General features: G+C 73.8%; 8 protein-coding genes. 2 read left to right on the forward strand and 6 right to left on the reverse strand.

Going from position 1 to position 9998, the window contains the following annotated elements:
* Nucleotides 1–702 precede the first annotated feature (702 nt).
* Together ABD317_RS28125 and lepA are read right to left on the reverse strand one after the other, a co-directional pair.
* The gene (locus ABD317_RS28125) at nucleotides 703–2604 is read right to left on the reverse strand and encodes an AMP-dependent synthetase/ligase (protein WP_344293241.1); all 1902 of its coding nucleotides are present in this window, start codon (nucleotides 2602–2604) and stop codon (nucleotides 703–705) included.
* 184 nt (nucleotides 2605–2788) lie between these two features.
* On the reverse strand, nucleotides 2789–4672 hold the full coding sequence (gene lepA / locus ABD317_RS28130; protein ID WP_344293243.1) for a translation elongation factor 4: 1884 nt from the start codon (nucleotides 4670–4672) through the stop codon (nucleotides 2789–2791).
* A 192-nt stretch (nucleotides 4673–4864) separates the two neighbouring features.
* Here lepA and rpsT point away from each other — a divergent pair, with 192 nt between their 5' ends.
* Nucleotides 4865–5131, forward strand: coding sequence for a 30S ribosomal protein S20 (rpsT, locus tag ABD317_RS28135; protein ID WP_027753351.1), 267 nt, complete (start codon nucleotides 4865–4867; stop codon nucleotides 5129–5131).
* 293 nt (nucleotides 5132–5424) lie between these two features.
* On the opposite strand, the gene holA is transcribed toward rpsT, so the two are convergent.
* Nucleotides 5425–6429, reverse strand: a complete 1005-nt coding sequence (gene holA / locus ABD317_RS28140) for a DNA polymerase III subunit delta (RefSeq protein ID WP_344293245.1) — start codon at nucleotides 6427–6429, stop codon at nucleotides 5425–5427.
* Nucleotides 6430–6496: 67 nt separating this feature from the next.
* On the opposite strand from holA, the gene ABD317_RS28145 reads away from it, so the two are divergent.
* Nucleotides 6497–6766 carry a hypothetical protein gene (locus ABD317_RS28145; RefSeq protein ID WP_027753353.1) on the forward strand — a complete coding sequence of 90 codons (270 nt, stop codon included), beginning with the start codon at nucleotides 6497–6499 and terminating at the stop codon, nucleotides 6764–6766.
* A gap of 26 nt (nucleotides 6767–6792) precedes the next feature.
* Here the strand turns inward: ABD317_RS28145 and ABD317_RS28150 are convergent, their stop codons facing one another.
* The 3 genes from ABD317_RS28150 to ABD317_RS28160 all read right to left on the reverse strand — a co-directional run.
* Complete coding sequence (locus ABD317_RS28150; RefSeq protein WP_344293247.1) at nucleotides 6793–7677, reverse strand: YceI family protein; 885 nt, start codon at nucleotides 7675–7677, stop codon at nucleotides 6793–6795.
* Nucleotides 7678–7807: 130 nt separating this feature from the next.
* The gene (locus ABD317_RS28155) at nucleotides 7808–8614 is read right to left on the reverse strand and encodes an arylamine N-acetyltransferase family protein (RefSeq protein ID WP_344293250.1); all 807 of its coding nucleotides are present in this window, start codon (nucleotides 8612–8614) and stop codon (nucleotides 7808–7810) included.
* 108 nt (nucleotides 8615–8722) lie between these two features.
* On the reverse strand, nucleotides 8723–9998 hold a 1276-nt coding region (locus ABD317_RS28160; RefSeq protein ID WP_344293252.1), incomplete at its 5' end, for a ComEC/Rec2 family competence protein.

Below are 9998 nucleotides of genomic sequence, written 5' to 3' on the forward strand. Positions count from 1 at the left end.
GCCGTCGCGGGCCCGCCCGCCTCGGGCCGCCCCCGCGCCGGGGCCGTCCGTGCCGTCCGCGTCGCCGGCGCCTCCCGCGCCGTAGCCGCCGCCTCCGTAGCCGCCGCAGCCGCCGCCGTCTTCGTCGTCGCCGCCGGCCCCGCTGTCCGGCGCCGCGGGCTCTCTTCGCACCACCGACACCGCGGCGGATCGACGTGCGGCCTGCGCTGCGAAGGTCGTCCCCACTGTCCTCTCCCGGCCAAAATCCGGCATACGGGCGTTCCCCACCCAGCCAGGGTGACAGACTGAGCTCGCCCAGATGCACCAAGTGACACAACTGGTGACCGGATATGGCCCATCCGACCCCCGTCAGACCACTTGGATTACCCCCTCCGGCCACCCCCGCCCGGCTTGCCGCGCCGATCGTGCGCGCCGCGGGGACGATGCGGCACACGAGACGAACACGCAGCTCAACGCGGTGGACAGCGGTGCGTAAGGGACTTTCCCACCCGTCGGGACGAGGCTCTCGGCACCCCTCCGCGGGGGCGTCGGCCGTCGTCAACCGGATCGCGGACCCCACCCGTACGAGGGGCGCACCAGGCCTTATTCACGCCGCCCCCGTACTTCTGAACGCCCCGCCCGCGCACGGCGCGCGGGCGGGGCGCCGGCACCCGATGCCCCGGCGCGGGCCGACCGGACGTCGCCCCGCCGCCGGACCGGCGCTCAGGCCTCTCTGGAGCTCGCGTACATGTCCTCGATCAGGTCCTTGTACTCCTGCTCCACCACCGGCCGCTTCAGCTTCAGGCTCGGCGTCAGCTCACCGTGCTCCACGTCGAGGTCCCGCGGCAGGATCCGGAACTTCTTGATCGTCTGCCAGCGCTGCAGCCGCTCGTTGAGCTGCCTGACGTACCCCTCGACCAGCTCCTGCGCCTCGGTGGAGGCGACCAGCTCCGCGTACGGCCGGTCCTCCAGCCCGTTCTCCTTCGCCCAGCCGGTCAGCGCCACCTCGTCGAGCGAGATCAGCACGGTGCAGTAGTTGCGGTCGGCGCCGATGACGATGATCGAGCCGACGTACGGGCAGACGGCCTTGAACTGGCCCTCGACCTCGCTCGGCGCGATGTACTTGCCGCCGGAGGTCTTGATCAGGTCCTTCTTGCGGTCGGTGATGCGCAGGTAGCCGTCGTCGGACAGCTCGCCGATGTCGCCGGTGTGGAACCAGCCGTCGTCCTCCAGCACCTCGGCGGTCTTCTCCGGCAGGCCGTGGTAGCCCTGCATGATGCCCGGGCCGCGGAGCATGATCTCGCCGTCGTCGGCGATCCGCACCTCGCAGCCGGGCAGCGGCTTGCCGACGGTGCCGGTGCGGTAGGTGTCCTCGCGGTTGCAGAAGCTGGCGGCGGCGGACTCGGTGAGGCCGTAGCCCTCCAGGATGGGCACGCCGGCGCCGTCGAAGAAGTAGCCGATCTCGGGCGCGAGGGCCGCGGAGCCGGAGACCATGCCCCGCATCCGGCCGCCGAAGGCCTCGCGGAACTTGCCGTAGACCAGCTTGTCGGCGAGGGCGTGCTTGGTGGCCAGGCCGACGGGCGCGGTGCGCTTGCCGGTGCGGCGGTGGTTGTCCTGGGTGACGCGCGCGTACTCGCGGGCCACCTCGGCCGCCCACAGGAAGATCTTGTACTTGGCGCCGCCGCCGGCCTTCGCCTTGGCGGCCACGCCGTTGTAGACCTTCTCGAAGATCCGCGGGACGCCGCACATCTTCGTGGGGCGGACGACCGGCAGGTTCTCGATGATCTTGTCGATCCGGCCGTCGACGGCCATCACGTGCCCGACCTTGATGTGCCCGGCGGTCAGCACCTTGCCGAAGACGTGCGCCAGCGGCAGCCACAGGTACTGCACGTCGTCCGGCTTGACCAGCTCGATGCCCTCGATGGCGTAGCCCATGTACGACCAGGCGTCGTGCGCCAGCCGTACGCCCTTGGGGCGGCCGGTGGTGCCGGAGGTGTAGATGAGGGTGGCCAGCTGGTCGGGCCGCAGGGCCCGGATGTGCTCGCGTACGGAGTCGGGGTGCTTCTCCAGGTAGTCGGCGCCGCGCCGCTCCAGCTCGGCGAGGGAGAGCACCCAGCCCTCCGGGTCGCCCTCGGCGGCCAGCGCCTCGCCCGTTCCCTCCGCGTCCACCACGACGACGTGCGCCAGGTCGGGCAGCTGCGCGCGCATCTCGCGGGCCTTGGCGAGCTGGGTCGCGTCCTCGGCGACGAGCACGCGGCTGCCGGAGTCGGCGAGGATGAACGCGGTCTCCTCGGCGTTGGTGCTGGGGTAGACGGTGGTGTTGGCGCCGCCGGCGCAGAGGATGCCGAGGTCGGTGAGGATCCACTCCAGCCGGGTGTTGCACGCGACCGCCACCCGCTCCTCGGGCTGCAGGCCGAGGTCGAGCAGCCCGGCGGCGATCGCGAAGACCCGCTCAGCGGACTGCGCCCAGGTCAGCGACCGCCACTCGTCGCCGTCCCCGCCGGCGGCGGGCGCGGGGTACTGGAACGCCTCCAGGTCCGGGGTGGTCTCGACGCGGTCCAGGAAGAGCGTGGCGACGGACGGCGGGCGGCCGTCCAGTTTCGTCTGGGTTTCGGTTTCGGTCACGGCATCCTCCGGCCCTGCTCTTCGCTGGTAACTGGCGAGTAACCAGCAGGTTAGAGGGTGACCGCGAAAGGCGTAAGGGTCTGCAGGGCTCGGATAGGTCTCGGTGCCGGCCCGGCGGGCGCTCCCCCGGCGGACCGGTCCGGCCGGTTCCGCCTCCCGGCTGCCCGGCGGGCCGCCGCCGGGGCTACTTCTTGCCCTTGCCGTCGCCCTCGTCCGAGGACAGCACGGCGATGAACGCCTCCTGCGGCACCTCCACGCTGCCGACCATCTTCATCCGCTTCTTGCCCTCCTTCTGCCTCTCCAGCAGCTTCCGCTTACGGGAGATGTCACCGCCGTAGCACTTGGCGAGGACGTCCTTGCGGATGGCGCGGATGGTCTCGCGGGCGATGACCCGGGAGCCGATGGCCGCCTGCACGGGCACCTCGAACGCCTGCCGCGGGATCAGCTCCTTGAGCCTGGCGACGAGCCGCACGCCGTAGGCGTACGCCTTGTCCTTGTGCGTGATCGCGGAGAAGGCGTCGACCTTGTCGCCGTGCAGCAGGATGTCGACCTTGACGAGCTGGCTGCTCTGCTCGCCGGTGGGCTCGTAGTCGAGGGAGGCGTAGCCGCGGGTCTTGGACTTCAGCTGGTCGAAGAAGTCGAAGACGACCTCGGCGAGCGGCAGCGTGTAGCGGATCTCGACGCGCTCCTCGGAGAGGTAGTCCATGCCGAGCAGCGTGCCGCGGCGGTTCTGGCACAGCTCCATGACCGAGCCGATGTACTCGCTGGGGGTGAGGATCGTGGCCCGTACGACCGGCTCGAAGACCTCCTCGATCTTGCCGACCGGGAACTCGCTGGGGTTGGTGACCACGTGCTCGGTGCGGTCCTCCAGCACGACGCGGTAGATCACGTTGGGCGCGGTGGCGATCAGGTCGAGGCCGAACTCGCGCTCCAGCCGCTCCCGGATCACCTCCAGGTGCAGCAGGCCGAGGAAGCCGACGCGGAAGCCGAAGCCGAGCGCCGCGGAGGTCTCCGGCTCGTAGACCAGCGCGGCGTCGTTGAGCTGCAGCTTGTCCAGCGCGTCGCGCAGCTCGGGGTAGTCGGAGCCGTCGACGGGGTAGAGCCCGGAGAACACCATCGGCTTGGGGTCCTTGTAGCCGCCGAGCGGCTCGGTGGCGCCCTTGCTGAGCCGGGTCACGGTGTCGCCGACCTTGGACTGGCGTACGTCCTTCACGCCCGTGATCAGATAGCCCACCTCGCCGACGGACAGGCCGTCGGCCGGGGTCATCTCGGGCGAGTTCGTGCCGATCTCCAGCAGCTCGTGCTGGGCGCCGGTCGACATCATCTTGATCCGCTCGCGCCTGCCGAGCATGCCGTCGACGACCTTCACGTACGTCACGACGCCGCGGTACGAGTCGTAGACGGAGTCGAAGATCATCGCCCGGGCGGGGGCGTCGGCGACCCCGACCGGCGCCGGCACCTGCCGGACCACCTCGTCGAGCAGCTCCCCGACGCCCTGGCCGGTCTTCGCCGAGACCCGCAGCACGTCGGCGGGGTCGCAGCCGATGAGCCCCGCCAGCTCGGCGGCGAACTTCTCCGGCTGCGCGGCGGGCAGGTCGATCTTGTTCAGCACCGGGATGATCGTGAGGTCGTTCTCCATCGCGAGGTAGAGGTTCGCGAGGGTCTGCGCCTCGATGCCCTGGGCCGCGTCCACCAGCAGGATGCAGCCCTCGCAGGCCGCGAGGGAGCGGGAGACCTCGTACGTGAAGTCGACGTGCCCGGGGGTGTCGATCATGTTGAGGATGTGCGCCGTGCCGCGCCCGCCGTCCCCGCCGCCCGCGTCCTCCGGAGGCGACCACGGCATCCGTACGGCCTGGGACTTGATCGTGATGCCGCGCTCGCGCTCGATGTCCATGCGGTCGAGGTACTGCTCGCGCATCTGGCGCTGCTCGACGACTCCGGTGATCTGGAGCATCCGGTCGGCCAGCGTCGACTTGCCGTGGTCGATGTGCGCGATGATGCAGAAGTTGCGGATCAGCGCGGGCTCGGTACGGCTGGGCTGCGGCACGGTGGTTTCGGTCGCGGGCACCTAGAGGTCCTGTCGGGAGGGAGGGGCTGGTTCTGCACTCGTCGCCCCCATCGTCCCATGCGCGCGCGGCCGGGGACGGTTTGGGCGGCTGTCGCGGCTGCTGGTAGCCTGAACCACTGTGCCTGGACCCGGTACGGTCCGGCAGTCCAGGTCCCCCAGGACGATCTCCGAACATCTTCAAGAGGCAACTACGTGGCGAACATCAAGTCCCAGATCAAGCGGATCAAGACCAACGAGAAGGCCCGGCTGCGCAACAAGGCCGTGAAGTCCGAGCTGCGCACCGCGGTCCGCCGCACCCGCGAGGCCGTCGAGGCCGGGGACGCCGACAAGGCCGTGGCGGCGCAGCGCGCCGCCGCCCGCAAGCTGGACAAGGCCGTCAGCAAGGGCGTCATCCACAAGAACCAGGCGGCCAACAAGAAGGCCGCGCTGGCCAAGCGCGTCCAGGCCCTCCAGGCCTGACCCGCCGGGCCCGCGAGGGCCCGCCACCGGACGGCAAGCGGGCCCTCTCACTCCGCGCCGGCCGGGCAGCACCGAGGACTCCGCGCCGCACGCGGCCTGCGTTCGCCACGCGGGTGCGGCGCTCAGCAGTAGCGAAAGGCCCCGCCGCCGGCCCCTCCCCAGGGCCGGGCGGGGCCTTTCGCACGGGCGCGTACGGGCAGGGCGCCGGCGCGCGTACGCGCGGGGGCGGTCAGGCGGGGTGGGTACGGGAGCGGGGTGCGGGCCGGCGGGCCGCCTGCGCGCTGCGGGGGCGGTCAGGCGGGGCGGGCGGCGGTGCTGACGGCCACCACCGCCTTCTCCAGGGCGTACGCCGGGTCGTCCGAGCCGCCCTTGACGTCCGCGTCCGCCTGCGCCACCGCGCGCAGCGCCGTGGCCACGCCGTCCGCGGTCCAGCCGCGCAGCTGCCGGCGGACCCGGTCCACCTTCCACGGCGGCATGCCCAGCTCGCGGGCCAGGTCGGCGGGGCGCATGCCGCGGGGGGCCGAGGCGAGGCGGCCGATGGAGCGGACGCCCTGCGCGAGCGCGCTGGTGAGCAGCACCGGCGCCACGCCCGTGGCCAGGGCCCAGCGCAGCGCCTCCAGCGCCTCGGCCGTACGGCCCTCGACGGCCCGGTCGGCCACCTCGAAGCCGGAGGTCTCGGCCCGGCCCGTGTAGTACCGCGCGACGACGGCGTCGTCGATCGTGCCCTCCACGTCGGCGGCGAGCTGCGCGCAGGCGCTCGCCATCTCCCGCAGGTCGGAACCGACGGCGTCGACCAGCGCCTGGCAGGCGGACGGCGTCGCGCTGCGGCCCGCGGCCCGGAACTCGGCCTTCACGAACGCCAGCCGGTCCGCGGGCCGGGTGATCCGGGCGCAGTCGACCTCCCGGGCGCCGCCCTTGCGCGCCGCGTCCAGCAACCCCTTGCCCTTGGCGCCGCCGGCGTGCGCCAGCACCAGCGTGATCTCGTCGGCGGGGGCGGCCACGTACGCCTTGACGTCCTTGACGGCGTCGGCGGCGAGGTCCTGCGCGCCCCGGACGACCACGACCTTGCGCTCGGCGAAGAGCGACGGGCTGGTCAGCTCGGCGAGCGTGCCGGGAGGGAGGGCGTCGTGGGTCAGCTCGCGCACGTCCGTGTCCGGGTCGGCGGCGCGGGCGGCGGCCACGACCTCCTGCACGGCGCGGTCGACCAGCAGGTCCTCCTGGCCGACGGCGAGCGTGACGGGGGCGAGCGGGTCGCCGCCGCCCTTGCTGGTCCTGGAGGTCCGGGTCGTCGCAGCCATCGCCGTACAGCATCCCACGCCCGTAGGACATCGCACTCCCGCCCGCCGCCGCGGGCACAATGGCGGCGTGAGCGACCAGACATACGTACTCGTGCTGCCCGACCGCGACGCCGCGGAGGAGGTGGCCGAGCTGGCCGTGGAGCGCCTCGGCCTGGCCGGGGAGCCGGAGCTGATCCGCGACGCCCTGGCCGGGGAGGACGACGCGGAGGACGCGCAGTGGCTCGTCGTGGTCGAGGACGCCCGGGAGGCGGTGGCGGCGGAGCTGGAGGAGCTGGCCGAGTCGTACGACGGCTGGCTGGAGGGCTCCGCGACCGTGCCGGACGGCCCGGCGGAGTAGCCCTCCGCGAGCCGCCCGGCGGCGGGTCAGCCGGCGGCGACCACCTGGATGTCCAGCTCGATCTGGATGCTGGAGCCCACGACGGCGATGCCGCGGGCGAGCATGTGCTGCCAGTTGAGCGTGAAGTCCTCGCGGTGCAGCTCGACGGTGGCCCGGCAGGCGGCGCGCAGTTCGCCCTCCATGCCGTAACCGGTGCCCAGGTAGCGGGTGTCGAGCGAGACGGTGCGGCTCACGCCGTGGATGGACAGCGCGCCGCCCACGGCCCAGCGGGCGCCGCCGCGGTGGACGAAGCGGTCGCCGGCGAACTCGATCGCCGGGTAGCGCTCGACGTCGAGGAAGTCCGGGGAGCGCAGGTGGTCGTCGCGCATCTTGATGTTGGTGTCGATGCTGGCCGCCTCGATGGCGACGCGCATCGCCGAGTCCTCCATGCGCTGCCCGATGCGCAGGGCGCCCTGGAAGGTGTTGAACCGGCCGCGCACCCGTGCCATGCCGATGTGCTGCGCCACGAACGCGACGGTGGTGTGCGCCGGGTCGATCTCCCAGTCGCCGGGCGGCGGGAGCTGCGGCAGCGGCGAGGGGCCGAGCGCGAGGTCGCCGAGGGAGCGGTGGGCGCCCTCGGCGACCTCGGCCTGGCCGCGGTACGGGGTGAAGCCCTCGGCGTTGACGGAGATCCGGTAGGTCCCGGCCGGGACCGCGACCACGAAGGTGCCGAACGGGTCGCTCTCCCCGCTGACGACCCTGCGCCCGGCGCCGTCGGTGAGTACCACCTCCGCCTGCGGCAGCGGCTGGTCGACCGGGTCGAGCACGCGGCAGCTCAGTACCCCCGCGTGCGAAGGAACCCGCAGGCCGGCGAGGCCGGCGCCGTGCCGGGCTGCCGCGGCCGGGGATCTGCGTCGAAGACGACCGATCATGGAGCATCCACCCCCGTGGAATTTCTGTGGCTCGGGCACTCATTCGAGCACTGGTGTTGCTTTCGATGCAAACCGGGGGTTCACCGCCGGGTTGCGACGGCTGGGGCGGGGTTGGGTCAAGTGCCGGATTTCACCGGTCCGTTTGCTCGGCCTCCGCGTGCGGAGGCGGCGGGGGGACGCGGTCCAGCTCGATGCCGAAGTGCTCGCGGTACGCGGGCAGGATGCGCTCCCGCGGCAGCTGCTCCTCGGTGCGGGTGCCGCCGGGGGCGGTGCGGATGAGCTTGTCGCCGCCGAGGGTGACGCGGCCGCCGTCCCCGGTCAGCCGGGAGCAGGTCAGGGAGCGGGAGAAGTGGGAGCGCGGCGACGTCTGCTGGAACCAGGAGGTCGCCTCGAAGTCCGCCAGCTCGCGCGGGCGTTGCTCCAGCCGGTAGACGGGGGTGCCGTCGTGCAGCACGTCGAGGTCGCCGGCCGGGGCCTCGGCGATGCGGAAGACGCCCTCGGGGTCGGGCTGGTCGGCGCGGTCGTCGTAGCGCAGGGGGTGGTGGGCGTGGCGTCCGAAGCCGACGTCGGCCAGCAGCGGGTCGGGGTCGTCGGCGGCGCGGACGCGCAGGGCGAGGTGGTCGTAGGGCGGGCCGAGGCGGTCGTCGCCGAAGACGCGGGCGGCGAGGAGCGCGACGTCGTAGCCGAGGGCGGCGAGGAGTCCGGCGAAGGCGCCGTTGGCCTCGTAACAGAAGCCGCCCCGCCGGGCCCCGACGATCTTGTCGTAGAGCGCCTGCTCCGTCAGCACGATGTCCTCCCCCAGCGCGATGGAGAGGTTCTCGAACGGCACGGCGCGGAGGTGGGCGACCTGCAGCCCGCGCAGGGCGGCGACGGTCGGCTCGGCGGGCCGGGCGGCGCCGATGCGGGCGAGGTAGGCGTCTGCCTGTGCGGAGTCCATAGATCCTTTATCCCCCGGGCGGGGGCGGCGGCGCCAGGTACGCGGGGCGGAGGCGGCGGGGACGGCGGACCTACGGCCCGGAGGGGAGCGGCGGCTCGTCCGTCCGCCCTACGGCTTTCCGCCGAGGACGGCCGCGGGGGTGCTCCTTTCGCCGTCGTCCCCTTCGGCGGTGAGGGCGACGGGGCCGTGCGCGTCGGTGCGCAGCACCACGGCGCCCTGGGCGCGCAGGGCGGCGAGGGTGCGGGGCGAGGGGTGGCCGTACGGGTTGCCGGCGCCCGCGCTGACGATCGCGAAGCGGGGGTCGAGGCGGCGCAGCAGCTCATGGTCCTGGTACGCGGAGCCGTGATGCGCGACTTTCAGCGCGTCGACGCGGGGCAGGTGCGGGACCGCGTCCAGCAGGGCGCGCTGGGCGGGCGGTTCCAGGTCGCCGGGGAGGAGAACGGTCAGGCCCCGAGCGCGGACGAGGAGGGTGACGCTGGCGTCGTTCGGCTCCGCGGCCGCCGTGGCGGGTGGCGCGGCCCCGGGTGCGGGCCACACCACCTGCCACGAGAGGCCGCCCGTCCGGCGCCGCTCCCCCGGCCGGGCCCGGATCACCGGCACGCCCGCCGCCTCCGCCGCACGGCGCACCGCGGCGGCCTGGCCCGGCGGTTCGTCGAGGCCGCCGACCTGGATCGCGCCCACGGACCGGCCGCGGAGGACGCCGGGCAGCCCGGCGACGTGGTCGGCGTGGAAGTGGGTGAGGACCAGCAGCGGCACCCGGCGGACCCCGAGGTCACGCAGGCAGCGGTCGACCAGCGCGGGGTCGGGGCCGGTGTCGACGACGACCGCCGCGTCGTCGCCGGCGGCCAGCGCGAGCGCGTCACCCTGCCCGACGTCGCAGGCCACGAGGCGCCAGCCGGCGGGCGGCCAGCCGGTGAGGACGCGGGTGAGGGGGACGGGGCGGAGCACGGCGAGCAGCACCAGCAGCGCGCAGCCGGCGCCGAGCCACCGGCGGCGCGCCACACGGCGCAGGCCGAGCAGCAGCACGGGGGTGACGCCGGCCAGCGCCAGACCGCCGTACCACCCGCCGGGCCACCCGTACGTGGCGCCGGGCAGCGCGGCCCCGGTCCTGGCGACGCCGGCGATCCACTCCGCCGCCCAGCCCGCGGGCGTCGCCAGCAGCGCCGCAACCGGCAGCGCCGGCAGCGCGGCGGCGAGGGCGGCGAACCCCAGGACGGTGGCGGGCGCGACGGCGAACTCGGCGAGCAGGTTGCACGGGATCGCGACCAGGCTGACCCGGGCCGCGAGCACGGCGACGACGGGCGCGCACACCGCCTGCGCGTGCGCGGCGGCGGCCTGCGCCTCGGCGGGCCGCGGGGGGAAGCGGCGGGCGGGGGGGGGCGCG

It is taken from the genome of Streptomyces synnematoformans (genome assembly GCF_039531005.1).
Taxonomy (GTDB): Bacteria; Actinomycetota; Actinomycetes; order Streptomycetales; family Streptomycetaceae; genus Streptomyces; species Streptomyces synnematoformans.

What these genes read in the sequence shown, in the direction of transcription:
- holA (WP_344293245.1), bottom strand. Translation starts at nt 6,429, where the DNA reads ATGGCTGCGACGACCCGGACCTCCAGGACCAGCAAGGGCGGCGGCGAC.
- ABD317_RS28150 (WP_344293247.1), bottom strand. Translation starts at nt 7,677, where the DNA reads ATGATCGGTCGTCTTCGACGCAGATCCCCGGCCGCGGCAGCCCGGCAC.
- ABD317_RS28155 (WP_344293250.1), bottom strand. Translation starts at nt 8,614, where the DNA reads ATGGACTCCGCACAGGCAGACGCCTACCTCGCCCGCATCGGCGCCGCC.